Source organism: Paenibacillus sp. BGI2013 (genome assembly GCF_002843485.1).
GTDB classification, from domain to species: Bacteria; Bacillota; Bacilli; order Paenibacillales; family Paenibacillaceae; genus Paenibacillus; species Paenibacillus amylolyticus.
Genome location: NZ_PJFA01000007.1, coordinates 63625 through 90140 on the forward strand (window position 1 = coordinate 63625; position 26516 = coordinate 90140).

27 protein-coding genes and 1 riboswitch are annotated in these 26516 nt (G+C 46.1%); of the genes, 22 read left to right on the forward strand and 5 right to left on the reverse strand.

From position 1 onward, the window contains the following. Positions 1-24: 24 nt before the first annotated feature. From CXK86_RS18315 to CXK86_RS18350, 8 genes are all read left to right on the forward strand, one after another. Positions 25-1974 (forward strand): peptidoglycan D,D-transpeptidase FtsI family protein, encoded by a 1950-nt coding sequence (locus CXK86_RS18315; protein WP_180361793.1) that lies wholly within the window; start codon positions 25-27, stop codon positions 1972-1974. A gap of 237 nt (positions 1975-2211) precedes the next feature. Continuing rightward, the gene (locus tag CXK86_RS18320) at positions 2212-3156 is read left to right on the forward strand and encodes a metal ABC transporter solute-binding protein, Zn/Mn family (RefSeq protein WP_074096385.1); all 945 of its coding nucleotides are present in this window, start codon (positions 2212-2214) and stop codon (positions 3154-3156) included. Between the two features lie 31 nt (positions 3157-3187). Further along, the gene (locus CXK86_RS18325) at positions 3188-4009 is read left to right on the forward strand and encodes a metal ABC transporter ATP-binding protein (protein WP_244898219.1); all 822 of its coding nucleotides are present in this window, start codon (positions 3188-3190) and stop codon (positions 4007-4009) included. Between the two features lie 3 nt (positions 4010-4012). Next, positions 4013-4972: a metal ABC transporter permease gene (locus CXK86_RS18330; protein WP_017692397.1), complete on the forward strand. Its 960-nt coding sequence runs from the start codon at positions 4013-4015 to the stop codon at positions 4970-4972. Continuing rightward, on the forward strand, positions 4972-5844 hold the full coding sequence (locus tag CXK86_RS18335) for a metal ABC transporter permease (protein WP_047841304.1): 873 nt from the start codon (positions 4972-4974) through the stop codon (positions 5842-5844). Before CXK86_RS18330 ends, CXK86_RS18335 begins: the two co-directional genes overlap by 1 nt. Positions 5845-6534: 690 nt before the next feature. Next, the gene (locus tag CXK86_RS18340) at positions 6535-7284 is read left to right on the forward strand and encodes a Cof-type HAD-IIB family hydrolase (RefSeq protein ID WP_036605740.1); all 750 of its coding nucleotides are present in this window, start codon (positions 6535-6537) and stop codon (positions 7282-7284) included. 54 nt (positions 7285-7338) lie between these two features. Further along, positions 7339-7779 (forward strand): DUF456 domain-containing protein, encoded by a 441-nt coding sequence (locus tag CXK86_RS18345; protein WP_047841365.1) that lies wholly within the window; start codon positions 7339-7341, stop codon positions 7777-7779. 61 nt (positions 7780-7840) lie between these two features. Continuing rightward, the gene (locus CXK86_RS18350; protein ID WP_076328978.1) at positions 7841-9469 is read left to right on the forward strand and encodes a putative polysaccharide biosynthesis protein; all 1629 of its coding nucleotides are present in this window, start codon (positions 7841-7843) and stop codon (positions 9467-9469) included. A 199-nt stretch (positions 9470-9668) separates the two neighbouring features. Here CXK86_RS18350 and CXK86_RS18355 read toward each other — a convergent pair whose 3' ends face one another. Continuing rightward, on the reverse strand, positions 9669-10955 hold the full coding sequence (locus CXK86_RS18355; protein ID WP_101314216.1) for a DUF2515 family protein: 1287 nt from the start codon (positions 10953-10955) through the stop codon (positions 9669-9671). 141 nt (positions 10956-11096) lie between these two features. On the opposite strand from CXK86_RS18355, the gene CXK86_RS18360 reads away from it, so the two are divergent. The 6 genes from CXK86_RS18360 to CXK86_RS18385 all read left to right on the forward strand — a co-directional run bounded on the left by CXK86_RS18360 (position 11097) and on the right by CXK86_RS18385 (position 16794). Beyond that, positions 11097-11441: a thioredoxin family protein gene (locus tag CXK86_RS18360; RefSeq protein WP_017692403.1), complete on the forward strand. Its 345-nt coding sequence runs from the start codon at positions 11097-11099 to the stop codon at positions 11439-11441. Between the two features lie 527 nt (positions 11442-11968). Beyond that, on the forward strand, positions 11969-12907 hold the full coding sequence (locus tag CXK86_RS18365) for a COX15/CtaA family protein (RefSeq protein ID WP_036605745.1): 939 nt from the start codon (positions 11969-11971) through the stop codon (positions 12905-12907). A gap of 163 nt (positions 12908-13070) precedes the next feature. Then, entirely contained in the window at positions 13071-13787 is a 717-nt protein-coding gene (locus CXK86_RS18370; protein WP_076253223.1) for a Cthe_2314 family HEPN domain-containing protein, read from the forward strand. Between the two features lie 129 nt (positions 13788-13916). After that, positions 13917-14058: riboswitch (SAM riboswitch) on the forward strand. Positions 14059-14184: 126 nt separating this feature from the next. Further along, complete coding sequence (locus CXK86_RS18375) at positions 14185-15219, forward strand: methionine ABC transporter ATP-binding protein (RefSeq protein WP_101314217.1); 1035 nt, start codon at positions 14185-14187, stop codon at positions 15217-15219. Continuing rightward, on the forward strand, positions 15220-15879 hold the full coding sequence (locus tag CXK86_RS18380; RefSeq protein WP_076253225.1) for a methionine ABC transporter permease: 660 nt from the start codon (positions 15220-15222) through the stop codon (positions 15877-15879). 75 nt (positions 15880-15954) lie between these two features. Further along, positions 15955-16794, forward strand: a complete 840-nt coding sequence (locus tag CXK86_RS18385; protein ID WP_036673328.1) for a MetQ/NlpA family ABC transporter substrate-binding protein — start codon at positions 15955-15957, stop codon at positions 16792-16794. A gap of 118 nt (positions 16795-16912) precedes the next feature. Here CXK86_RS18385 and CXK86_RS18390 read toward each other — a convergent pair whose 3' ends face one another. After that, entirely contained in the window at positions 16913-17869 is a 957-nt protein-coding gene (locus tag CXK86_RS18390) for a DUF2167 domain-containing protein (RefSeq protein ID WP_180361794.1), read from the reverse strand. 215 nt (positions 17870-18084) lie between these two features. Between CXK86_RS18390 and CXK86_RS18395 the strand changes: the two genes are divergently transcribed. Then, a complete protein-coding gene (locus CXK86_RS18395; protein ID WP_076328983.1) occupies positions 18085-18864 on the forward strand; it encodes an SDR family oxidoreductase in 780 nt (259 codons plus the stop codon). Positions 18865-19002: 138 nt separating this feature from the next. On the opposite strand, the gene CXK86_RS18400 is transcribed toward CXK86_RS18395, so the two are convergent. Then, positions 19003-19248: a NifU family protein gene (locus CXK86_RS18400; RefSeq protein ID WP_017692412.1), complete on the reverse strand. Its 246-nt coding sequence runs from the start codon at positions 19246-19248 to the stop codon at positions 19003-19005. Positions 19249-19326: 78 nt separating this feature from the next. On the opposite strand from CXK86_RS18400, the gene CXK86_RS18405 reads away from it, so the two are divergent. Beyond that, complete coding sequence (locus CXK86_RS18405; protein WP_076328984.1) at positions 19327-19581, forward strand: YuzB family protein; 255 nt, start codon at positions 19327-19329, stop codon at positions 19579-19581. Here the strand turns inward: CXK86_RS18405 and CXK86_RS18410 are convergent. Further along, on the reverse strand, positions 19578-20639 hold the full coding sequence (locus tag CXK86_RS18410; protein ID WP_036605751.1) for an NAD(P)/FAD-dependent oxidoreductase: 1062 nt from the start codon (positions 20637-20639) through the stop codon (positions 19578-19580). The two genes, CXK86_RS18405 and CXK86_RS18410, sit on opposite strands and share 4 nt — an antisense overlap. A gap of 115 nt (positions 20640-20754) precedes the next feature. Here CXK86_RS18410 and CXK86_RS32695 point away from each other — a divergent pair, with 115 nt between their 5' ends. Beyond that, positions 20755-20889: a hypothetical protein gene (locus tag CXK86_RS32695; RefSeq protein ID WP_257467904.1), complete on the forward strand. Its 135-nt coding sequence runs from the start codon at positions 20755-20757 to the stop codon at positions 20887-20889. Here the strand turns inward: CXK86_RS32695 and mqnE are convergent. Continuing rightward, positions 20874-21980, reverse strand: a complete 1107-nt coding sequence (mqnE, locus tag CXK86_RS18415; RefSeq protein ID WP_047841294.1) for an aminofutalosine synthase MqnE — start codon at positions 21978-21980, stop codon at positions 20874-20876. The two genes, CXK86_RS32695 and mqnE, sit on opposite strands and share 16 nt — an antisense overlap. Before the next feature lie 630 nt (positions 21981-22610). Between mqnE and CXK86_RS18420 the strand changes: the two genes are divergently transcribed. From CXK86_RS18420 to rarD, 5 genes are all read left to right on the forward strand, one after another. Then, complete coding sequence (locus CXK86_RS18420) at positions 22611-22967, forward strand: HesB/IscA family protein (RefSeq protein WP_036605753.1); 357 nt, start codon at positions 22611-22613, stop codon at positions 22965-22967. A 224-nt stretch (positions 22968-23191) separates the two neighbouring features. Continuing rightward, a complete protein-coding gene (locus CXK86_RS18425; RefSeq protein ID WP_101314219.1) occupies positions 23192-23833 on the forward strand; it encodes an NAD(P)-dependent oxidoreductase in 642 nt (213 codons plus the stop codon). Positions 23834-24118: 285 nt separating this feature from the next. Beyond that, entirely contained in the window at positions 24119-24484 is a 366-nt protein-coding gene (locus tag CXK86_RS18430) for a hypothetical protein (RefSeq protein WP_144029805.1), read from the forward strand. Positions 24485-24829: 345 nt separating this feature from the next. After that, complete coding sequence (locus CXK86_RS18440; protein WP_101314221.1) at positions 24830-25408, forward strand: hypothetical protein; 579 nt, start codon at positions 24830-24832, stop codon at positions 25406-25408. Between the two features lie 151 nt (positions 25409-25559). Further along, positions 25560-26438 carry an EamA family transporter RarD gene (gene rarD, locus CXK86_RS18445; RefSeq protein WP_101314222.1) on the forward strand — a complete coding sequence of 293 codons (879 nt, stop codon included), beginning with the start codon at positions 25560-25562 and terminating at the stop codon, positions 26436-26438. Positions 26439-26516: the final 78 nt, after the last annotated feature.

Here is a 26516-nt window from a genome sequence, read left to right on the forward strand (position 1 = left end):
TTTAACCGATTGAGGAAGAAACCCATGACTGAGGAAGATACACCCGTCAACAAGCCTTCCACCGCAAGGCTGAATCTGTTTTTTTTCGCGGCATTTGTCATATTCAGTATCCTTATTTTCAGATTAGCCTTTGTGCAGTTTGTGGAGGGTCCTGAACTGACGTATATGGAAACGAGTCGTAATACCAAAGACATTCCACTCGCACCTGTTCGTGGTCCCATCTATGATGCGACAGGGGAAGTCGCGCTCGCTTATTCCGAACCTGTACAGTCCCTGTATGTGCTGTTATATGAGGATTATCGGAATGATGAACGTAGACAGGAAGCAGAGGAACTGGCTCATGATCTGGCGGCTGTGTTTAAGCAGTTTAATCCAGGGGACAAGGAGCAGCCGGACGGGGAAGAGATCATCAAACGATTGGATCTGGATTACCAGAAAACGTTTGGGTATGTGCCGAGGCTTGTGAAGTCAGATCTATCGACCAAAGAAATTGCTTTTTTCATGGAGAAAAAAGCAGAATATCCAGGCGTTATGGTGTTGGAAGAGAACATCAGAAAATATGACCCGGATGGTGTAGCCGTTCAGGTTGTGGGTTACACAAGAGAGTTCAAGCGAGCACCAGATTCCATTGCCAAATATAAGGCCATCCGTGAGGGGGCAAGTACCCAGCGTGATCCTGGTCTTGTGTACCATGAAGAAGAAAAGGTTGGCTTCGATGGGCTGGAGCTTCAATACCAGGAAGAACTCCGTGGACGAAGCGGTTACCAATCCATTGATATTGACGCACGTAATCTGCCAGATGGAACGATGTTACAAACTCCACCTGAGAAAGGCTACAGTCTGGTCTCCACCATTAACAAGGAAATTCAGATGGCCGCACAAGAGGCGATAACGGACGAATTGCGCAGACTTCCGAAGGCAATTACCGGATACGCAGTAGCCATGGAAGTGGATACAGGTAATGTGGTAGCTATGGCAAGTATGCCGGACTATGATCCGAACGATTGGGATTATGACAAAATCAAATATGTGTTCCGGAATGGAACCACCGAGTCGTTCCCACCGAATGATGCCAAGCCTAGTCGGGCGGAATCCGTTGTACTTCTTGGATCAGTAATCAAGCCGCTAAGTGTGCTGATTGGATTGAAAGAGGGATTATTTACAGCAGGAGAGACCTATCATGATCAGGGATATGCGGTTTTGGGAAAAGACGGACGACAAGTGAAGAACTCGCATTCTGCATATAATGGTTCTATTACGGCGAGAAGAGCGATTGAGAAATCCTCCAATGCCTTCATGATTGATATGGTGGGTAAACGTTTGTTACGTAATTATGGCTCAGAGAAAGGCATCGATGTCTGGCACAAACACATGCAGGAATTCGGATTGGGTGTGTCCACTGGTGTAGATCTGCCTAATGAATTTTTGGGTAGGCTAGAATATAATAATGATGACGAATCAGCTCTAACACGTTTGGCATTTGCCTCCTTTGGACAGCAAGCCAAGTACACTACAATGCAACTCGCACAATACACGACGATGCTTGCCAATAAGGGCAAACGGATGGAACCACATCTGGTGAAGGAAATCCGTGACGCGGACGGCAATGTGGTGAAAGAGATCAAACCTAAGGTGCTTAATGAAGTTGATTTTGCCGAGGCGCACTGGAATGAAGTGCACAAAGGAATGGTTACCAAAGTAAGTTCATTTGACGGTTTCCCATACGATTATGCACGGAAAACAGGAACATCAGAGCAGGGGACCGGACCGAACAAAAAAGAGAACGGTGTGTTTATTGCCTTTGCACCACGAGATAATCCGAAGCTTGCTGTAGCTGTTGTTGTACCAGAAGGTGGATTCGGGTCAGTCAGTGCTTCACCAATAGCACGAAAAATTTTCGATGCATATGATGAAGTGTATGGTCTCGATGGAACGCCGAAAGGTAAGAAAGACGAAGGGAAAGACAAAGAGTAATGTAAAAGAAACGAGGCAGATGTAGCGCTTTTACATCACATCTAACAGGTTAATGAAGTGAACAACATATGAATTTGGACAGGCAGGGGAAATAATCCCTTGCCTTTTTTTTTGGCTTCGGATAAAATTTGCACAAGGGAAACATTATTAGTCTTGATTAAAACTTAATACCTTGTACAACAAAATTAGATGTAGACAAGTATTTTAGGAGAGGGAAAGGGGACGGTTGAATTGTTAATGGTGAAAATGAGGAGTATTCAGAGGGGGTTCATCACGCTAGCGGCTCTGGTTCTGGTTGTTGTACTTACGGCATGTTCCAGTGATGCAGAGACAAGCAGTGGTGGCAAGCTGCAAGTAACCGCTACAACGGGAATGATCGCTGACGTAGCACGTGAGGTAGGCGGGGCATATGTTGATGTTACCGGGCTAATGGGCCCAGGAGTTGATCCCCACTTGTACAAGGCATCCCAAGGTGATATTCGCAAGCTGGAACAAGCAAAAGTCATTTTTTATAATGGACTGCATCTTGAAGGCAAAATGACAGACATTTTGGAGAAAATGTCCTCAAGCAAGCTGGTTACTGCTGTTACAGAGACTATTCCAGTCGAGGAGTTACACTCAGGCAAAGATACAGGCGGCACCGAATATGATCCACACGTCTGGTTTAACGTCAGCCACTGGATGCATGCGGCAGAAGCCGTACGCGATACGCTCGTGGAGGCGGACCCGGACCATGCTGAAGAATACAAGGCTCAGGCAGAGGCGTATCTGGCGAAGCTCGAAGTACTGGATGCCGAGGTGCGTGAGAAGATTCTGGAGATTCCGGAAGCAAGCCGGGTATTGGTTACGGCGCATGATGCATTTGGATATTTCGGGCAGGCATATGGCATGAAAGTGATGGGGCTTCAGGGCATCAGTACAGCAGCCGAATACGGAGCAAAAGATGTTAGCGAACTGCGGGATTATCTCGTAGATAACCATATCAAAGCAGTATTTGTTGAATCGAGTGTACCCGCAAAAGCGATGGAAGCCATCATTGCTGGAGCAGCTCAAAAAGGACATACAGTCAGCATTGGTGGAGAACTGTTCTCGGATGCCATGGGGGCTGAGGGAACGGAAGAAGGCACATACATCGGTATGATTCGCCATAATGTTGAGACGATTGTAGAAGCCCTGAAATAATGAATCACATGAAGAGAGGAGTTACAGGATTATGGAAGATACAACTTTATTGGAACAAACTCCTACGAAACTGAACAACAGTCACTTGCAGGGAACGCAGCCAACATCGGCTCCTCTTAGTGTGAGGGATCTGGCTGTTGCATATCACAAAAAGCCTGTGCTTAGCAGCGTATCCTTCGATATTCCGGAAGGACAGCTCATCGGAATTCTCGGACCAAATGGTGCAGGAAAATCCACCCTGATCAAAGCGGTTCTGGGACTCGTACCGAAGATGCATGGAGAGGTACGGATCTTTGGACAATCGTACAGGGAACAACGTCGCCGCATCGGTTATGTGCCCCAACGGGAATCGGTGGACTGGGATTTTCCAACGCATGCACTCGATGTGGTGATGATGGGACGGTATGGTCATCTAGGATGGTTCCGTCGTCCGGGGAAAAAGGAGCGAGACCTGGCGGCACACTGCCTGGAGCAAGTCGGCATGGGTGATTACATGTACCGCCAGATCAGTCAGCTGTCCGGTGGACAGCAGCAACGTGTCTTTCTGGCGCGGGCACTCGTGCAAGACGCGGATCTGTATTTCATGGATGAGCCATTTGCAGGTGTCGATGCCACCACGGAGAAAGCGATCATTTCGCTTTTGGAACAGTTGAAGAAACAAGGCAAGACGGTACTGGTTGTTCACCATGATCTGGCGACAGTCGAGGAATACTTCGACCATGTGCTGCTGCTCAATGGACGACTGGTGGCAGGTGGGCCGACAAGTGAAGTATTTGTACCGGATACATTGCAAGAGACGTACGGAGGCCGGATTGCGATGATCGGAAGCCGGACGGAGAAAGGCCAGGTGTAGTGCATGTGGAACTGGATCGTTGCCATCTTATCTGACCCCAATACACGTTGGATATTACTTGGCTGTCTGTTGCTGGGATTCAGTAGCGGAATTATTGGCTCCTTCACCTTTCTTCGCAAGCAGAGCCTGATGGGGGATACCCTCGCTCATGCTGCTCTGCCCGGGATCTGTATTGCATTTATGTTGACGGAAACGAAGTCGGTCGGATTATTCCTGTTCGGTGCTCTGGTGGCTGGCATTGTTGCTACCTTCGGAATCTCGTGGATTACGCGCTACTCCCGAATCAAGCAGGATGCGGCGATGGGAATTGTGCTGACCGTCTTTTTCGGGGTTGGTGTAGTGATGCTGACGCGCATCCAGCATGGGGCGAGCGGAAGTCAAAGCGGACTCGATAAATATTTGTTTGGGCAGGCGGCATCCATGGTCATGACGGATGTGTATGTCATGGGTGGCGTATGTCTCGTATTACTGATTGCCTGTCTTGCCTGGTTCAAGGAATTCAAACTGGTGAGTTTTGACCCAGGCTTTGCAAGAGGTATGGGTCTGCCAGTTGCCATGTTGGAGCAGCTCATCCTGCTCTTAACGGTAATCGCGGTGGTGGCCGGAATACAAGCCGTTGGTGTCGTGCTTGTTGCGGCCTTGCTGGTAACCCCAGCAGCAGCGGCACGTTGCTGGACCGACTCACTCGCACTGATGGTGGTATTGGCTGGCATATTTGGTGCATTGAGTGGTGCAACAGGGACTATCTTCAGTACGCTTGTACCTAATCTGCCGACAGGACCTGTAACCGTTCTTGCGGCTACGGTGTTGTTTGCCGGGTCAGCCTTACTGGCTCCGCGTCGTGGATTATTAGCTCGACGTTTGCGTAGTATTCAGGCAAAATCGGCGTATATGCGTGAAGAGCGGGCTACACTCCAGACTCTCGCCACACAACGAAATCAGCAGGAACGGGGGGAGATGTAATGGCAACGTTTTGGATTATCTTAACGGCCGTATTGGTTTCTTCCGCCTGCGCCATCCTCGGTTGTTTTCTGATTCTGCGGCGAATGGCTCTGGTCGGTGATGCGATCAGCCATGCGGTTCTCCCTGGTATTGCGATTGCTTTCCTGTGGAGCGGTTCCAGAGATTCATTGTGGATGCTACTTGGTGCAACGGTGTTTGGACTACTGACGGTGTTCTTCATACAGAGTTTGCAGGCGGGAGGACTGTCGTCTGATGCCTCGATCGGAATTGTGTTCACAGCACTCTTCGCAGTAGGGGTCATTCTGATTAGTCTGAACGCCCAGCATATTGATCTGGATCTGGACTGTGTTTTGTTCGGTGAGATCGCTTATGTACAGTGGGATACGCTAACCCTTGGGGGTACGGATGTCGGGCCGAGGGCGGTCTGGATGCTAGGTATCACTTTACTAGTCATCCTCGTCGTCATTGGGCTGTTCTACAAACAGTTCAAGTTATGTGCCTTCGATCCGGCGCTGGCTGCGGCCTGCGGCATTCCAGTAGTGTTGTTCCACTATCTGCTCATGGGACTCGTTTCGATGACGTCCGTAGCTTCATTTGAGAGTGTTGGTTCGATTCTCGTTGTGGGCATGTTGATTGTACCTGCGGCAACGGCTTACCTGCTCACAGATCGTCTGGGCAAAATGATTCTGTATGCCGTCCTAATCGGAGCAGCATCCTCGGTTGGAGGTTACATCATGGCATACGCCCTGGATGCTTCCATTGCGGGCTGTATGGTAGCTGTTGCTGGAATTTTGTTTGTTCTTGCACTGTTGCTGTCACCGAAACATGGCATTGTATTCCGTTACGCTCGTCGCAAATTCGCGGCAAGGTAATGGAAGTTTAAGTGAATAACAGGTGAATAAATAAAATTATAAGAAGCCGTCTGCATCGCAGGCGGTTTTTTTGCGTGTCTGGTCGTATTACTTTGACAAGGGCAACCGGATATAACATATGCAATATAAATTGATAATGTAGCGTCATCCTGCCGATTACGGGTTATTTTGTTGCATACAGATGATCTGTGGTAAAATGTCGTTAGCTGTGACGTCCGGAGCGTCCGTTTTTACAGATGCCGGGCGATCTTGTTGTGAGAGAATGTTTAAAATAGATAAAGAGAACCTTTAAGTTGAACTGGAGAACCATTGTGGAACGTAGAGGACAGAAAGGATCTAGAGAAGGGAAATTTGTTTATGAATTTCCTTCTTGATGTTAGGTGTTATGAGCTCTAAATACAAAGGTGATGTAGTGAAGGGGACGGAATCGATCTGAAGAAGCGATAGCGTTCGCCTTTGTCTCCGAATTTCTAACCTTTAAGAAGAGAGAATCTAGAAAATTCGGAGACAACAGCGATCGGAAGACGATCCGTACACGTAACGATTACCTCGTATAATCTCAATACACTAAAGAAAAAGGTAATTCTAAAACAAAGATACTACCACTCGAAAGGTTTTCTGCCCGCGTAGTGCCTGAATGGATATCCATGAGTTCATTTTGGAGAGAGACAAAATAGGAGGAACTACTGTATGAGTGAACTGAAATACAAATTGCTTGCATTGGATATGGATGGAACATTACTTAACGATAATCATGAAATTACACAGGAGACCGCCAAGTGGATTCAAATTGCCATTCGTCGGGGTGTACATGTGTGCCTTTCTACGGGAAGAGCGGTATTCCACGCCATGCCTTATGCGGTCCAGCTTGGGCTGGAGACACCGATGGTTACTGTTAATGGTAGTGAGGTCTGGAAAGCCCCGCATGACCTGCATATGCGTCATCTGATGGACCCGGCATTGATTCGCAGAATGCAGGAAATCGGTGAAAAATATAATAGCTGGTACTGGGCATACTCCGTGGAAGAACTGTTCAATCGGGACCGCTGGACGGACAACATTGAAGGTCTGGAATGGTTGAAATTCGGCTTCAATACGGAAGTGGATGAAGTGCGTCACCAGATCATGATGGAACTGCAACAAATGGGCGGTCTGCAAATGACCAACTCCTCACCCGTTAATATTGAGATCAACCCTGCTGGCGTATCCAAAGCCAGTGGTGTAGCCGAAGTCTGCAAGCTGCTGGGCATCGAGATGTCCGAAGTTGTTGCTGTCGGAGACAGTTTGAATGATCTGGCTGTCATTGAGGCCGTGGGTCTTGGTGTGGCTATGGGCAATGCGCAAGAGCAGGTGAAGGAAGCAGCTGATCTGATCGTAGCGAGTAACAATGAAGACGGCATCGTCGAAGTGATCCGTGAACATATTTTGAAGGGGGAGTAACCTTTGCTCGCAACCGTTGCCTGGATTTTAATTGTACTGCTGTTTGCAGTGGGGATGGCTGGAACGGTATATCCTATACTGCCTGGTGCTGTAGCGATTTTCTTCGCGTTTCTGGTCTACGGCTGGTTCTTCAGCTTTGATCCGTTTGGTGTGTGGTTCTGGATCATTCAGATTCTGATTGTTGTTGTGTTGTTTGTGGCTGATTATGTCGTCAGCGCATGGGGTGTGAAGAAGTTCGGTGGCTCCAAGTTATCGACCACGCTGAGTACCATTGGTGTTATCATTGGTCCATTTGTCATTCCGGCATTCGGACTGGTGCTGGGACCATTTATCGGTGCATTTATCGGGGAACTGATCGGAGGGTCTTCACCTTCCAAAGCGTCGAAAGTTGGATTTGGTTCCGTCGTGGGGCTATTTACGAGTACTGTGATGAAAATTATTTTGCAAATCGTCATGATTGTTCTCTTTATTATCTGGGTGGTAAGATTCGCCTAAACGTTCAGGATTAGCTTCAACGGGATGCACGTCCGGTGTGGAGGAAAGAAGGGGAATTCGTTTGTCTAAGAAAGAAACATTCATTAGGGGTACGCTCATTTTGGCGGCCGCTGCGCTTATCGCAAGAGTACTCGGATTGGTTCAACGGGTGCCGCTGGAGCATATCCTCGGCGATATCGGTAACGCATCGTTTACCATCTCCAATACGGTATATTTAATGCTGTTAACTGTAGCAACGGCGGGCATACCGAGTACACTTAGTAAGATGGTATCGGAACGTTATGCGCTCGGACGCGCGAGTGAAGCCCAACAGATCTACCGTGCAGCCCTGATCTTTGCCGCTGTGGCTGGGGTAGTCATGTCTGCTTTGTTGTGGTTCGCGGCACCTTATTATGCTACGTATGTGTCCAAAGTACCGGAGTCAGTCAGCGCCATTCGCGCCTTGGCTCCAGCGTTACTACTTTTCCCGGCTATTGCGATGATGCGTGGATATTTCCAGGGACGTGGCAACATGACAGCAGGCGGTATTTCACAGATCGTGGAACAGTTCGCCCGTGTAGGTACAGCCATTATCGTGGCTTATGTCATGCTGCAATGGAATTATGATGACCAGACGATTGCTGCGGGTGCTTCATTTGGTGGGGTATTAGGAAGTGTGGGTGCCTTCGGTGTCATGCTGTACTTCACCTTGAAGCTACGTCGTAGCGACCGTGCGGCCCAATTGAATTACGAGCGTGCAGAGCAGTTGCCAATGCGAGGTATCTACAGTGATATCTTCAAGCTGTCTATTCCAATTGTGCTGTCTTCACTTGCGGTTCCAGCCATTAACTTCATCGATTCATCCCTTGTGGTGCCACTGCTTAGTGGCCAGATCGGACTCGAAGAAGCGACAGGTGTACTTGCGATCCTGGGTGCGAAAGCCCAAAGTATTGCGGGTATTCCTCCGATTCTGGCTATCGCTTTGAGTCAATCGTTGGTGCCTGTCATATCGGCAGCATTTGCCCGCAAGGATGAAGCGCATCTGAAAAGTCAGGTTACACTTGCCTTGCGCATTTCGATTCTGACTGGTATGCCGATTGTCATTGCACTTTGTGCGGCAGCGTATTCGGTCAACGGATTGCTGTTTACCAATCTGGATGGAACGCCGATCATTGCCTTGTTAACATTCGGTACCATTTTCCAGATTACGATGATGACCACCAACTCTATTTTACTAGGGGTAGGGAAACCGCGGATTACGATGATCAGTGTCGCAGCAGGTGTTGTGATCAAATTGATCGCAAGTCTTATTCTGGCGCCGATCTTTGGCATTTACGGCATCATTATAGCAACGGCCCTTTGTTTCCTAGTTATCACATACCTGAATCTGAGGGTCCTTCGCAAAATCGTTGATTTCTCCATCATGGGAGATCGTTGGAAAGGGTTTATCATTACGGTCTTGCTTGCAGCAGGTGTAGGATTTGCAACGAACTGGATTGGCAATACGATCTTTGGACTGTTCCTGCCAGCGCGTGTATCCTTCTTGCTTACCTGCCTTGTGGTTGGTTTGCTTGTTGTGGTGGTGTATCTGGTTCTCATGGTTGTGCTGCGTGTACTGCGCAAGGACGAGCTGGGCAGTTACCCCCGTATTCTGCAAAAAATTCTTCGTCCACTTATGCGTCTTCAACGTGGAGCTGGGCAAAGAGGTTAAACATGCAAGGAGCATCATCCATGCTCCAATATTTTGTGAAAATAGGATACAGGCTCTGTCTGCTGTTTAGCGGACAGGGCTTTTTGTATAGTTAAGGAGAGTTGAGCGACTGAACTCGACATTAGCCCAGCAAGCGAGGATTAGCGGTACATCGGGTATCACATCATCCGTCTTTGCCTGCTCTATATGATTTTTAGCATTAGTGTGTGATGGCCTTGGCATCATGAGCCAGTGCTGTTTTCAGCATGCCATACCGGTGTTCGTGACTCATCTCAAACAGCCATGGCCGACGCGGTGCCGTCAGATAACCGAGACTATCCCGAGTCTGAAGCCAGTCCTGTCTGGTGATCGGTTCATAAGGTGTGTCCCCCCATACGGAGAGCAGTTCCGGACTATATAATCGTTGCCCTTCTGGAAGCCATTCTTCATCCATTAGCTCCTGAGCATAAAGTGTATGTTCCCCTGCCTCGTCTTCACGATTGGTAAACAGCCCAGGCCAATATTCAGCGCGCGAGCCACGATGGGGAACTAAGCGTGCGAACTCCAACACATGTGTGTGTACTTGCTCCACGCCAAACAACAGGGCATATAGCCCTTTACCAAACATGATTCGCTCATCTAGTTTGCCAAAATGTTCAATGACGCGTCCTGCGAGTCCTGCTCCCTGTCCAAGAGGAAAGACGATATGATTCAGACCGGCCAGATTATGCAGATGGAATGCGGGTTTGGAAAGTACTTCTTTTTGAAAATAAGGATGTTGCACCACCCGGCTCTCGATATAGTTCTGCTCATTAATAATTAATGCCACACTTAGCAGTGAACTGCATCGTTCCAGCCAAAAGCGTTCCCAAAACGGCGTCATAAACGCCGATACGTGAAAGTGCGACAAGAGATGGAAACAGCTACGTCCGATCCGGCGACTGTTCATATACAGCAGAAGCTGTGGATATGCATCCTGGAAAATGAGTGCATTGCACCGCTCCAGCAGCCGATACATATGCTGGCGATCGCTTTGATTCTGTAGATTATGCATTAAGTCACTCTGAAGATCTGTCATGTGATATCCGCCGTTGCGAGAGACCATATGGGCCAGTAGTGCCCAATGCAGTTCGGGATATTGCTCATAACATTCCAGATAGGCTGCCGTGCGGGTGATATTACTCCGATTGTGCTCCTGAGTCAGTGTCTTAATCTCTTCCAGAATGATGCAATCTTCTTCGCAGACGAGTGCGCTTTGAACCTGGTCCGTGCGTGTAAAAGATTTGTTGCTGGTAGGTAACAAACGCTCCACCTCAGACTGTAAGGCAGCTGCCGTATCGGTATCCCACTCGATGTCACGCAATGGGTGACGAAGCTGTGCTGAAGCTTGCCATGCAGCCTGTTTGCCACGCCAGATTTCACGGGCAGCACCCGGAATGGAACGGACCATCTGCAGAAGGGACCCGTGATGTTGTTCGCTGGAAGAATCGGTTCTGGTGGAAGTCATGATGTGACATCCTTTCATGATGTTCTGGGTTTATTTTCACAGACCATGTGGTTATTCTAAGTATGCGCTGATTATTTGACTTCCACTCGCCAATTTGCTTCACTTAGGGTAAGACAAGGTACAGAAAGGGAGATGAACCGAATGGAACAGATTACCTCCAAACCGGCTTTTGATGTAGCCATCCAATCCCCACGTTTGACGATTGCCGTATTCAAGGCAGACTGGTGTGGTGACTGCAAATACATCGATCCGTTTATGCCTGAGGTTGAAGAGAAATATGCACGTGAATTGACCTTGATTGAGGTCGACGTGGATCAGGTTGGAACCGTTAGTGAAGAGCAGAATATTCTTGGCATTCCGAGCTTTGTGGCGTATACAGATGGCCGCGAACTCGTACGGTATGTGAACAAGCTGCGCAAGTCGAGAGAAGAGATTGAGCAGTTCTTAGATCGAGCAGTTGAAGTGTACAACACGATCCATAAATAATGTTATATAAGTTCAAATGATGAATATCACACAGGCACTACGATGACAGAATAACCTTCCGATCGCTGTTATCCCCAGATTTCTTTGATCCCTTTTATAAAGGGGAGAAATCCGGGGATAAAGGCGAAGCATATGCTTCCGATGCAGCTTTCTTTCAGAAAGCTTTTAGCTCCGCTTCTTCAGGCTATTTCTGTCCTCTCCGTTATTGTGTAAATGTTTCATGAACTTATATAAAAGTATGACAGGTTCATGTTGTAAAAGGGTATAATAAAAAGAACGCCATTTCTCTTGAAATAGGGAAATGGCGTTTGTGTGTTCGACACGTTCTATGTAAGAAACATTTCTGTACATATCCTCAATGACCTGTGGGTCATTATTTCACCAGACGTTAACATTTTGTCACAAAGCGCGACGTCAATGAACATTTTATCCGTTATAATGAATTTAGTTGTGAAATAAGTGTCAAAGTACCGAAACAAGCGGAGAATATTCTTCGCCATCTTAAACCAACAGCGGGTGAGAAAAAATTGAAACACTTAACTTTGTTTAAATGGTTAACCGTATTAACCTGTCTTGTCATGTTTCTGGCCACTTTTGGTGGAGGCATCGTAACCAAAACGGAATCAGGCCTTGGCTGCGGAACAGAATGGCCTTTATGTAATGGAAAACTCGTTCCGGCACATACTGTGGCTTCACTTATTGAATATTCCCATCGCGCTGTAAGTGCACTGGCTGGACTGTTGTCCATTGCCTCGTTTGTCGCTTTTCTGCGGTTTGGCAAGTCACGCCGTGACCTGCAATTGTTTTCTTTCTTAACTCTGGTATTTGTCATCGTCCAGGGAATCATGGGGGCTTTTGCCGTTGTCTTCTCCCAATCTTCAGCAGTCATGGCACTGCATTTTGGCTTTGCACTGATTGCTTTTGCCAGTTCTCTAATGATGGCGCTGGGCATCAGGCAAGAGGCAAAAGATGGCGGATTGGAGCGACTGAATAAATACCCTCGGGTTAGTAAAAAATTCAGGAATCTGGTCTGGTTCTCCACCATTTACACATATCTCGTGGTATACACGGGTGCATTTGTGAGTCACACGGATTCTGCAGGGGGATGTTCTGGATTTCCGCTCTGTAACGGGCAGATTATTCCTGAGCTTTCGGGTGGGGTAGCGGTTGCTTTTGCTCACCGTGCAGCAGCTGCGTCGCTCGTGATTGTTATCGCAATCCTGGGTCACTTCGCTTACCGTAATCATCCGGACAACAAGGAAATGCGTACTCTGGGTGTGGTATCCGTTGTTCTTATTCTGATGCAAGTAGTCATTGGTATTTTCATGATGGTGACAATGAACCGTCCGGAAGTATACATGTTCGTAGCTCTTGCTCATATGCTGGATATCGCCATATTGTTCGGAGTCTTAACGTATATGAGTTTCCTGGTGTACAAGCTACATCGCCCGGCTAATCGTTTTTAAATATGAAAGTCCACCATCCAGTGATGTACATCATTGGACAGGTGGACTTTGTTTGATGTCAGAGGGATCAGGGCAACCTATGGCAAGCAGCAATTACACGGAATGAATGATGTTTCGTTTACGGTGATGAATTCTTGTTTTTTTGGAAAAGAGGAGGTTAGATATGCTGCGAACGTTGTTGGGGGAAAAGCCACGTATAAACGAAGGTAAATTGAAGGCAGCGATGGACGCAATGGCGCATACGCTTGAGCTATTTCAACGACAAATGCATGTGGACCATGATCCCACGCATGACTATCGGAAACTGTATGTGTGGACTCAGGGACTCATCTCCTCACTGGATGAACTGGAGCAAAGCTGTTTCGCTGCTGCTCATTTTCGTAAAAAGGTCGTTGCAGGATCAACGGATGATATGACGCCGACTGAAAAAGCCGAGTATGCACGGTATGTGTATTTCTACAAAGATGGCTTTATCCGCTGCTTTGCCATTCTGGATAAAGTCGGCACGGTATTAAATGAAATATTCCAGTTGAATACTTCAAATACCAAAGCGCATTTTTCTTATTTCACAATGTTAAGGCAGTTCGACTATGCGAGGGAACATCATGATCTTGCGTTGCAATTAATACAGATCAAGGACTCTTATCGTGAGCCGATGAGCAAGCTGCGCAAACGACGTAATATGGAAATTCACTACATGAACTCAGAAATGCACGATGACCTGTGGCAGTTACACCAGACCTTGCAAGGTAAAGTGAAATTGGAGGATCTGAATCAGCATGTGCAGGAAATGCGTCAGGGTGTCGATATGGTCTGTGAAACGTTAACAGCCTCTTATAGTTATATCAATAAAATATGGAAAAGAAATAATTCCCTTTGACAAATCGGAATACTTGGAATATACTGAGTTTCAATCGAATGTTACACGGATATAACTGATTTTTTGGAAGTTACGTTCACATTATAAAGCATAAACTACATGAACTTATAAAATCCTACAACAACATATTTCTTATCGAGAGCGGCGGAGGGACAGGCCCGATGAAGCCCGGCAACCGATTTGTAATGACATGATACATGTATCATTCGTTATAGATGTTAGGTGCTAATTCCTACAAAATGGTGCAAGACACGATTTTGGCAGATGAGAAGGTATATTCTTTCACGTGAAGAGCCCTCTTTGTATCTGCAAAGGGCTCTTTTTTTGTACTTTAAGGGGAGTTTTCCTTTAGATCGGGTAAAGATACATGTAGGTGGTTGGAAAGGGGCAAGTGCGATTGATTGAATTAAAAGGTTTAACGAAAACGTACGGCAAAGGAACAAAATCTACAACAGCGTTATCCGAGTTGAATTTGAGCATCCAAAAGGGCGAAATCTACGGAGTGATTGGCCATTCCGGAGCGGGCAAAAGCACATTGATTCGCTGTATTAATTTGCTGGAACGGCCTACGGAGGGTGAGGTATGGGTTGACGGAATTAACCTGACTGAACTGAGCAAAACCGAATTGCAGCAACAGAGACGCAAGATCGGAATGATTTTTCAACACTTTAATCTGTTATCTTCGGCAACGGTATATGACAATGTAGCTTTTCCACTAAAGCTTGTGAATACACCCAAGGAAGCCATTGATCGCAAAGTGAAGGAAATGCTTGCACTGGTTGGTCTGGAGCACCACAGCAGCAAATATCCGGCTCAATTATCGGGTGGCCAGAAACAACGTGTAGGGATTGCGAGAGCACTTGCAAGTGATCCAAATGTACTTCTCTGTGATGAGGCTACTTCGGCACTTGATCCGCAGACGACAAATTCAATCCTGAAGTTATTACTCGACATTAATGAAAAGTACAACCTAACGATTGTGCTGATCACACATGAGATGCATGTCATTCAGAACATCTGTGACAAGGTGGCTGTCATTCATCAAGGTGGCATTGTGGAACAAGGACCTGTAACAGACGTGTTCCTGAAGCCACAGCATGCGATCACGCGGGACTTCATGATGCGTGACCATGAAGCTGGACTTGCTCTGGAAGAGACCGCTCTGGCAAATGCAGGCGTTGAATTGCAGGCAGGTGCTGCTTCCAAACTTGTGAAGATATCCTTTCTGGGTAACAAAACGTATGAAGCGATTTTGTCTAGAACGGTACGTAAGACAGGCGTGGATTTTGCCATCCTGCAAGGTACAATCTCTACGATCAAACAGGTTCCTTATGGGCAGCTGACCGTTCGGTTCGAGGGTGATTCAAATGCGATTGATCGGACGATATCAGAATTAACCGCTGAGGGACTTGATGTGGAGGTGCTTCGTTAGATGGATTTTTCAACAGTTCGCTGGGAAGAGGTTGGTAAAGCCTCCATTGAGACACTGCAAATTTTGGGTGTATCAGGCTTGTTCACCGTAATTTTTGGTTTACCGCTCGGAGTGCTGCTGTTCATGACAGCCCGATCTGCTTCGATCAAGTCACGGACGGTGTACATTATATTGTCCTTGATTGTGAATATTTTGCGCTCAGTCCCATTTATCATATTGATTGTTGCTCTTATACCGTTCACTCGTTCACTCGTCGGTACTGCTACAGGTGTGTTAGGTGTTATACCACCTTTAGTTATTTCAGCAGCTCCTTATTTTGCTCGTTTGGTGGAGACGACGTTGCGAGAAGTTGATCGGGGTGTCATTGAAGCGGCACAGTCGATGGGTGCATCGACCGGACAGATTGTAAGACGGGTGTTACTGCCTGAGGCACTGCCTGGACTGCTTGCGGGTATAACGATCACCATTGTTACGCTTGTCTCCTATACGGCGATGGCGGGCATGGTTGGCGGTGGAGGTCTGGGAACACTGGCAATCAACTATGGGTATTATCGTTATCAAAATGAAATCATGATTATATCCGTAGTGTCGATGATCATTCTAGTGCAAATTCTCCAGATGGCTGGAGATCGCTTGGTTACATTTTTCACCAGGAAATAACACATAGATAACATGATGGTTATGCAATAATGCGGACGCCACATGACAAAAATGATTAGAGAAGGGGTTTTACACATGAAAAAATGGTCTTTTGCTCTACTTAGTCTTATGTTGATTGCGGTTCTCGCAGCTTGCGGAAACAACAAGGACGCCGATAGCGGCGCAGACAATTCAGCAGGTGCACCTCGTACAGTTGAATTGAAAGTTGGAGCTTCACCTACACCACACGCAGAGATTCTGGAAAGCATCAAGCCTGAACTGGAAGCACAAGGTATTCGTCTGCAAGTCGTTACATTCAATGACTATGTACAACCCAATCAGCAGCTTGCTGATAAAAAATTGGATGCGAACTTTTTCCAGCACCAGCCTTATCTGGACACAGAGAATAAAGAACGTGGATTCAACCTCGTTTCTGTAACACCTGTTCATGTTGAACCTTTTGGTGGATACTCCAAAAAGATTAAGTCTTTGGATGAATTGGCAGACGGCGCAAAAGTAGCAATTCCAAATGACCCATCCAATGGTGGACGTGCACTGTTGTTGCTCGCGAAGGAAGGTATTATTACGCTGAAAGACAACACAAATATCTCATCTACGATTCAAGACATCACAGCCAATCCGAAGAACCTGGATATCATTGAGCTGGATGCAGCCATGATGCCTCGTCAATTGGATGAAGCGGATCTGGTATTTATCAACGCTAACTATGCGCTCGAAGCGAACCTGAATCCGGCGAATGATGCTTTGCTGATCGAAGATCTGCAAGGTAACCCATACGCAAACATCCTCGTTTCCCGTGAGGACAACAAGGATGCAGATGCAATCCAAAAACTGGCTGCTGCTTTGCACTCCGAAGAAGTGAAAACATTCATCAAAGAACGTTATAAAGGTGCAGTTGAACCTGCAACTGAATAATTCACGATATGTATGATATGATGTGAAGCTATTAAGAATAAGCCGTATATCTCTTCTGAAGAGATATACGGCTTATTTTATGTTTCCTAATCTGTGCTGACGTGGGGATCAACACAAGTCAGAGTTTTTCCGGTTTATCCGCGTTGGATGGATGCCCAGATTGGCGGTAGTAGGATAATTCATTCTGATCAGCATACTGCTGTTCATCGGCTTCTTGCAGGTACGTCCTCTCGAAGGGAGAGAGTTTCTCTTCTTCTCCGTGTGAGCTTTTGATTTTGTATCTGATCCAACCGATCAGCCCAAGGACGACAACCAGGATCAAGGCCCATCCTTTTTTAAGCAAAAGAAGAGCACTAAATTTCTGGGAAGCCGTGTACCCGATCCCGCCCATCAGAAGACTGTTGAGCCCTATGGTGGATGTTTTGTCAGTCGAAGCATTGTACTCCTCATAGGTGTATCCTGCATTGATGCTAAGCTTATGAAGTACGGTTTCCTCGAATGCCTGACGGCTCTGTTGAAAGTTGGCCGTATCTGTAACCAGAATGGCTGTGATGTATCCTTCGCGTGTCAGGAGTTTTACATTGTAATTGACCATGGCTTGCTGATCAGCATTCTTGAAACCAAGGGAGTAAACCAACTGGTGTTTGGTACTGTCATATGCCGGTTCGATTTCCCACCCCGTTATGTACGTTCTATATTCAGGATCAAGTTCTCTGTTATCTTCTTCTGTGCCTCGGATATAACTGCTTAACAGTTCTTCGGCATTCAAATTTTGATCGTCATCGTGGATGTGACCTGTCTTCACGTACTCGAACACTACATACCACGAGCCGAATTCGCTATTGCTGGTTAGGCTTCCGATTTCATTCCCGTTAGGCTTTCCATCACTGTTAAGTATCGATCGTTGGGTATTGGGCTTATCCAGATAGGAATGGCTTTCAGGGACTTCCAGGGTGACCTTACCGTCCAAAGAGACAGATGCTGGTCCAGTAATCCAATCGTACTCATCAGGTGCTTGCTCATTCTCACTTGCCGCTGATACCTGTAAGGCACTAGAGATTGTGAATAAACTCAACATTAAAAGTGTAAGAAATGATATCCATCTTTTGTTCTTCATATTCATGTAGAGGTCCTTTCGGGTTATATCCTCGACAGTACCATAGGTGTTTGATTTCAATCAAGATATATTTGGAATCAAAGGTGGATAATCCCTTGTGGATAAGCGAGTTGTAGGAGGACGATAAATCTTTTATACTGGATAGTGACTGCTCTTTGAAGAGGGGGATGAACGTGAAGGGAAAGATTGCCCTCATAACGGGAAGTGCCAAAGGTCTTGGTAAAATGACGGCCCTCAGTCTGGCAGATCAAGGGTGCCATATTGCCCTGAACTATGTACACAGCAGAACAGAAGCTGAGGCTTTAAAGGCTCAGATTATAGCCAAGGGTGTGCGGTGCATTGCCATCCAGGCTGATATATCCAAGGTGGAAGATATCTCTTCATTGGTTGAGCAGGTGGAAGGTAACCTTGGCAGCATTGATATTTTGGTGAATAACGCAGGTCCATTTGTCCGTGAACGACGATTATTTGCGGATTATTCTGAAGCTGAGGTCCAGATGCTTGTGCAAGGAAATCTGTTGGGACCGATGTTACTGGATCAACGTGTATTGCCAGAGATGAGACGCAAGCAATGGGGACGCATTATCCATTTTGGCTTCAGTCATGCTGGAGAAGCGAGATCTTGGCCTCATCGCGCCGTATATGCGGCTGCCAAGGTGGGTCTGGTTTCGTTCACAAAGACACTCGCGGTTGAAGAAGCCCCGTATGGAATTACGGTTAACATGGTATGTCCAGGTGACATTCGTGGTGCGAACAAAGAGAAAACGATTGATGAAATGGCAGGCATCATCGACGAGGAAACACCAAGAGGGCGTCCAGGCAGCGGTGAAGATATTGCACGAGTGATTACGTATCTGTGTCTTGATCATTCCGATTTTATAACAGGCAACATTATGGATGTATCTGGAGGACTTGATCCGATTCGTCCGACTATACAGCGCGAGGATACTTAAAAGGTGAATTGAAGGATTGTACGTGGAAACGGGTCAAGGTGACTGTGAACATGGACTCTCTGCATATGCACACAAAAAAAGAGCCCTCCGCTTCATGCGAAGCGAAAGGCTCTTGAGGTTTATTTCGTGAAGGATTGATTAGAATACTTGTACGACTTCTTGTACACCCTCAACTTCTTCGAGAAGGGCACGTTCAATCCCGGCTTTTAAGGTAATGGTGGAGCTTGGGCAACTGCCGCAGGCACCGACCAGTTTCAGCTTAATAATGCCGTCTTCCACGTCGACCAGTTCCACGTCACCGCCATCGCGTTGCAGAAACGGACGAAGTTTGTCAAGCACATCAATTACTTCATCATACATGGTGCTTTGTGCGTTTTCGCTCATTTTTTTCAACTCCTTTCCCCTATATTATATTACAAATGGCCACAAATTAAAATGGTCAAACAAAGCAGGTGAACCTATATGAGACCGATTATTGAATTTTGTGCCAATAATATGCATTTTGGCACAGATGAAGTCATGGATCAACTGGAAGAAAATCCAGACTATGATGTGATTGAATACGGCTGCCTCACCAACTGCGGCCAATGTTCTATGACTCCATTTGCACTGGTGAATGGCGAAGTTGTCATCACGGACAAAGTGGAAGATCTATATAACGCCATTCTGGCCAAAATTGGCGAAGCCGATGCCTGGGACGAGCTCGATCTCGACTAACCGAGATGGCGCTTGGACATCCAGAGCACACCACTTTTCAAAATACGAGGTACACGTCCCATCATGGACGTTTTGCCCATCAGCCCAAACCCAGACTTCTTGCCGAGTGCACCCAGTGTGCCACGAAGCTTGAGTGGATGTGGATTGGGCTTTTCGCCTTTCCAGAGGGCATGCTGAATATGGGCGATCTGCTCACCCTGTACTTCCGCAGCTTGACCACTAGGTGCATAAGGTACACTGGCACAGTCACCAACGACATACACATCGGTATATTCCGGGATTTGGTAGTATTCATTCAAGACGACACGTCCTTGAGGGTCTTTGGTTACGTCCAGATCCTGTACCACTTTTACTGGCTGAATGCCTGCAGTCCATACGACAGCATCTGTTAGAATCTGTTCATCCCGGTTATAGATGGCATTAGGTTCAACGCGTGAAATGGCGATATGCCCGCGTGTCTCTACCTGATGTTCGTTGAACCATTCATGCACATACACGGATAGACGTTGCGGGAAAGCGGATAATACACGTTCACCACGATCCAAAATGCTGATGTTCAGATCCGGTCTGCTCTCACGAAGTTCGGCTGCTATCTCGACACCACTTAATCCGCCACCTACGATATGCACATTGCCATAGGCTTTGACTTCATTAAGGCGCAGGTAGGTCTCGCGTGTTTTGCTAAAGCTCTGAATGGTACAGCTGTAGTCTTCGGCGCCTGGCGTGTTGTGGAAACGGTCTGTACAACCAAGTCCAATGACAAGCTTGTCGTACACGAGCGGGTCTTGGCCTTCAAATTCAATCTGACGCTGTTCCAGGTCAATCGAAGTAACTTCTCCATAACGGTAAGTGACTTTATCGCTCACTGGAAATTGGATACGCAGGTCATAATCAGATACGGTTCCTGCTGCGAGTGCGTAATATTCTGTCTTTAATCCCTGAAAGGGGCTGCGGTCCACCAAAATAATTTGTGTATCGGATGGAATTTTACCTTCCAGAAGTTCCTTGATGATGGTGAGGCCGCCATAACCGCCTCCAAGAATGACGAAATTTTTCATGACTCGGCTTCCTTTCTGCATCAGTCCCACTGAAATGGGGCTGTAAACTGTGGAGCAGCTATGCAATAACATAGCTGCTCCTTTTGTTATGATTTGAATAATTGAAAAGTAGACATTGAAAATTGAAGATATTATTCAGCAGTTTGCACCACTCGAATTCAAACGTCTCCCTATAATGAAAGCTGCGTTCTGGAGTGGTGCTGGTGCAATATTGGTTGTGGATGAAGGTATATCCTATTCGTACACTTGAATTTCATTGTAGAACGTATCACGTTCTACCGGAATACGTCCTGCACCTTTAATGAGCCATATGAGCTCTTTACGTGTAAGGCCTTCAGGTGTGAGTGCACCTGCCGCATGACTAATCCGTTCGCGAACGATTGTGCCGTGTGCATCCGAAGCACCGAATCCAAGGGCAACTTGAGCCAGCTGTGGACCGATGTTAATGAAGTATGCTTTGATATGATCGATGTTATCCAGCATCAGACGGCTGATCGCAATTGTTTTGAGATCCTCATAAGCCGAGTTACGACGCATAATGCTCGCGTTTTTACTTTTTGGCTGCATGGAAAGCGGGATAAAGACCATGAATCCGTTGGTCTCGTCTTGCAATTCACGGATCTGCACCATATGGTTGACGCGGTCCTCATAGGATTCAATTGATCCATACAGCATCGTTGTATGGGTACGCATGCCCAGGTTATGAGCAGTACGGTGCACCTCAAGATAACGATCCACGTTCGCTTTGTCTACACGCATTTTTTTGCGATATTCATCCGACAGAATCTCAGCGCCGCCACCAGTCAATGTTTTCAAACCTGCTTTTTGCAGCTCTTGCAGGACTTCCTTGATACTGAGTCCGCTAATCCGGGTGAAGAAATCAATCTCGGCTGCCGTGTAGGCTTTCAGCGTAACATCCGGATATTTCTCGTTTAAAGCACGCAGGGAATCGACATAATACTGAAAAGGAACATGGTTGTTATGTCCGCCTACGATATGGAACTCACGTACGCCTGGATGAATATGCTGTTCCACATAATCGATCATTTCCTGACCGGATAATGTATAGGAGCCTTCTTCACCCTGGTCTTTACGGAAATTACAAAAAGCGCAGTGAGCTTCACATACGTTTGTAAAATAAAGACTCATGTTTTCGATGAAATATACTTTCTTGCCATTTTTCCGCAAGTTGGCCTCATTGGCCAGCTGGCCCAAAGTTAGCAGATCATCTGTTTCATACAGATATACGCCGTCTTCTACGTTCAGCCTTACGCCGTTCTGCACTTTCTCAACGATTTCAGCCATTCTTTTGTCTGTGAACGGTGTTACCAATGTAGACATACTGTTTCCTCCTGTTCTTAACCGGATTTGAGTTTGTGTGTAGGATCTGCATACAGAACTACATAGCAAAGATGCGGTCAACTGCCGCCTTCTTATATGGACTAACTCTTATTTACCCGGTGCAGCGTGTGCTGCGTACGTAAAGCTAATTTTTTCATTAAAGTGAGTCTTGTGACTCTATATGCATTGGGGACTGCGGACAGTCTCGAAATGTGAAAAAAATTACAACTCTATATATGATCGTCACCTGAATAAGTCATGGCAAAATATCGACATTTCAGTGCGACCACCTATTCATTATAAACCTCGTGTCGCGGGGGTTCAATACACTGGGAAGAAAAAGGAGTTCAGGGGGAACGCGGAAAGAGGCAAACATGACTTGAGACCCTTGACGGGGTGGAGTATAATTTAAAGAAGAGTTAATGAAAGGTAGTTCAAAAAGTCCGCTTTTGATTACGAAGGATGCCTAGCGGCATCTCAGCGTCGAATATGGGATTCAGCCGAAATGTCCGTTGCTCACGTAGTTTTGCCTACGCTCCGCTACTCCATTTCTATCTTCATCCCATCTTCTTGGTACTGAAAAGCGCCTTTTTGAACATGATTTTATATGAAAAAGGAGAGTGACCTGGCATGATTAACATCAGCGAAACGGCTGCTGACAGATTGAAAGAGATGCTTGCACAGCAAGAGACACCTGGTATGTTCCTGCGTCTTGGCGTAGCACCGGGCGGTTGCACCGGATTTTCGTACGCCATGGGCTTTGACGATAAAGAGTCCGATGAGGACCTGTATATGGATATTCAGAGTATGAAGGTTGTAGTCGAGAAGGAAAACCTGAAGTACCTGGATGGTCTCGAAATTGATTTTGAAGAGTCCGGTATGACGGGTGGGTTCACCATCCATAATCCGAACGCGGTAGCCACTTGTGGTTGTGGATCTTCTTTCCGTACGAAGGAAGATGCGGGTGTGCCGGATAAGGATTGTTAAGAAACGGAGTTGTACAGCGGTTTCCCGATTCTGTTTTGAAATAAGCAGTTTGCAATCCCTTTAATAGATAGCCTCTGAATTGTATCCGTTTAGCACGGGCATGATATCAGGGGCTTTTTTGCGTGTACTGATTGTGCATGGTTGACAAACTTAGTTGTAACAACTATAGTTACATTATAAAGTTCAAATATAAACAATATCGATAATTTAAAGGAGAGATCATGATGAACATTGCAATCATTGGTGCAACAGGCAAAGCAGGAAGTGTAATTTTGAAAGAAGCAGCAGACAGAGGGCATAAAGTAACGGCAATCGTTCGTAATGCATCCAAATTGGAAGATAAAAGCCTGAATACGCTGGAGAAAGATGTATTCGATCTTACAGCTGAAGATCTTAAAGTATTCGATGTGGTTGTAAATGCATTTGGTGCTCCAGCTGGTAAAGAAAACCTGCATGTGGAAGTAGGACAAGCGTTGATCAACATCCTGAAAGATGCACCAAACACTCGTCTGATCGTGGTGGGTGGAGCAGGAAGCCTGTTCACAGATGAGTCCAAAACATTGCGTGTCTTTGAATCCCCAGGATTCCCGGATGCTTACAAAGCAACTGCAACGAACCAAGGCCAAAACTTGCAGGATCTGCAAGCATCCTCAGGTATTCAATGGACGTTCCTGAGCCCGGCTGGATTCTTTAATCCAGAAGGTGCACGCACCGGCAAATATCAAGCAGGCAACGACGTTATTCTCGTGAATAGCGAAGGCAACAGCTACATCAGCTATGCAGACTATGCGATTGCTTTGGTTGATGAGATCGAAAATCCACAACACAAAAACGAGCGCTTTACCGTTGTTGGCGAAGTGAAGTAAAACTTTTAAATGATAATATGGAACATACAAACGGACGCTGATCTCCACAGATCGGTGTCCGTTTTTTTATGTTATCGAAGAGGGATGTTCTGCAATAACGTTAGACAGGTTAGATGATTATCGTTCAACTTCCAACTACTCCTTTGAATCTATGTTATATTATTCTAAAGATGGGAAGGAAATGTGATTATGTGAGAACCATCATCTCTTCATTGGAATTGCTGCGAGTTCAAAAGTATAAGGGAGTGAACAGTTGTGAAGATGTATTCCAAAGGAGTTATACTATTGATCTTTGCGGTTTTTATGATTAGTGTATCGAGTGGTTCAGGGTTATCCCAATATACAAACGTTAAAAATAAGATGAATCAATTTCACATCACTTCTCTTTATCCGAAAAATAAGAATGGACAGACATATGGTTCTGCCGTATATGCGACTTCTCCGGAAACGGAACCTGATTTAATCTTGGCTTTTGGTGTGGATGGTAAAGAAGGATATCTGCTGAAAAAAGACATGGAAGGTGAGCTACCAAAGACACCTGAAGAAGCTATTGCAATGCAGAACAGCAGATCACCAGAAGGTCGTGATATTCCCCTGTATGACAAAGATGGTGAAACCGTAATTGGTGTGTTTCATGTTGGAGGAAAGTGAAAGGAACCAAAATAGGATCAAATGTGACGCTACCATACATAGACGATTCTTTTCTGAATGGCTTCCTACTACAGGATATGAACAGGTCGACGGAATGGAATTTGAAATTACTGGAGTTAAAGATGGACTGAATTTTGTTGAGTTATGGTTTGCTGTAAGAAAAATATCTTAGTTTTATTTCTTTTAGATTAGTCTTGAATAATAACTTAATAAAGACAAATGGAGCAAACAATTGTGTCCGATTGGTTGCTTCTTTGTTCATTCACCTACCGGCCAGGGAAAATGCAACATTTTTCCTGTTAAACAGGTCAATAAAGATGTACCAATTAACATTATGAGAAGAAGGTGGAAAAACTGAAGCTTCGTATAATCACGTTAATATTTTTCATATCTAGCGTGTTCTTTATCTCAAATACACAAGATGTTAACGCTTTGTCATGTGTTGAATCGGGAGGTCCCCGAGAAGAGTTAGAAATATATGATGGAGCTGTTTATGGTGAAGTAAAGCAAGTAAAGGTCGACTTGAAGCAAGAGGGATTTACGGGGACCAAAGAGAAAATTAGATATATTTTAGTGGAAGTTGAGAGGAGTTGGAATACTGAAGTTGACTCTCAACTAATTATTGCAACTAACTTCACATGGGGATTTGATTTCAAGGAAGGTAACAAATACTTAATATACTTTAGTCAAGTGGATGGCGAATTAAGTAGTAGTCCGTGCAGTTTGACCATCGAAATGAATGATTTGAACCAAGCAACTGAGCTATTTGGGGAAGGATATCCACCCAAACAACAAGTGAACGTAGAACACAAAATGTGGTTTATGTTTGAGCAAGATATGGATTTGTTTATCGTAGGTGTAGTCGTATTTGCGGCGATCTTTATCTTCTTCATGAGAGTAAGAAAGAAAAAGCGCAAAGCATAATTTGGTAGCGCTAAACGTGAAGCTTTTGCTCAAACAAAAAGTCATTTGAACTAGGCATGGATTCCTGTATGACCTATTACCCCCTTTACTTAAATGAGGATCGAGGCGTATAATCCGTTGAGATATCAGAGCAATAAGAGGGGATACAGTTATGAATAGTGGATTAATCAACGCGATCATTGCGTATATCATGTGGGGAGTTCTCCCGCTGTATTGGAAGTTGTTTGAAAATGTACCGGCAGGCGAGATTTTATCGCACCGGGTTGTCTGGTCATTTGTCTTTATGGGGATTTTCGTTGCCGTCCAACGTCGTTGGAGTGACATGAAGCGCATTCTGACCAGTCGTTCGACCCTGCTGTCCCTTACCGCGAGTGGGCTGCTAATTGCTATTAACTGGCTTATCTTCATTTGGGCGGTTAACAACGGTCATGTCGTTGAGACAAGTCTGGGCTATTATTTGAACCCGTTGCTGAACGTGTTACTGGCGGTTGTCTTTCTTCATGAAAAGCCAAACCGTGGACAGTGGATCGCGATTGCCATCGCTGGTGTCGCGGTGCTTATCATCGCTATCGACTACGGACGTTTCCCATGGGTTGCGATCTCATTGGCCGTGTCATTTGGCTTGTACGGTCTAGCGAAGAAGAAGATCAAGCAAGACGCTTCAGTGGGCTTATTTTCGGAGACAGCTGTAGTTCTGCCCGTCGCACTCGGCTACTGGATCTACTTGGCCGTTGTAGGAAAAGCAACGGCATGGACGTTGCCTGCACCGATGTTCTTCGAACTGCTGCTTTCCGGTGTGGTGACGGCGTTGCCGTTGCTGTTCTTTGCACGGGCGGCTGCTCGAATGTCATTGTCCACACTAGGCTTCGTACAGTATATTGGGCCGACAATCATGCTGATCCTGAGTGTGTTTGTGTTCAAGGAAACGGTCTCGCCAGTTCTGCTTGTTGGTTTCGCTCTCATTTGGACAGCGCTCATCGTATACGCTGCCGCATCGATACGTGCTACGAGACTCGCTAAGGTAAGCTGAACAGAGGTATCTTAATCGTTATAAATGCCCTTTCTGCCAATGAGGTGGAGAGGGCAATTTTTTGTTTGTGGGGGAGCG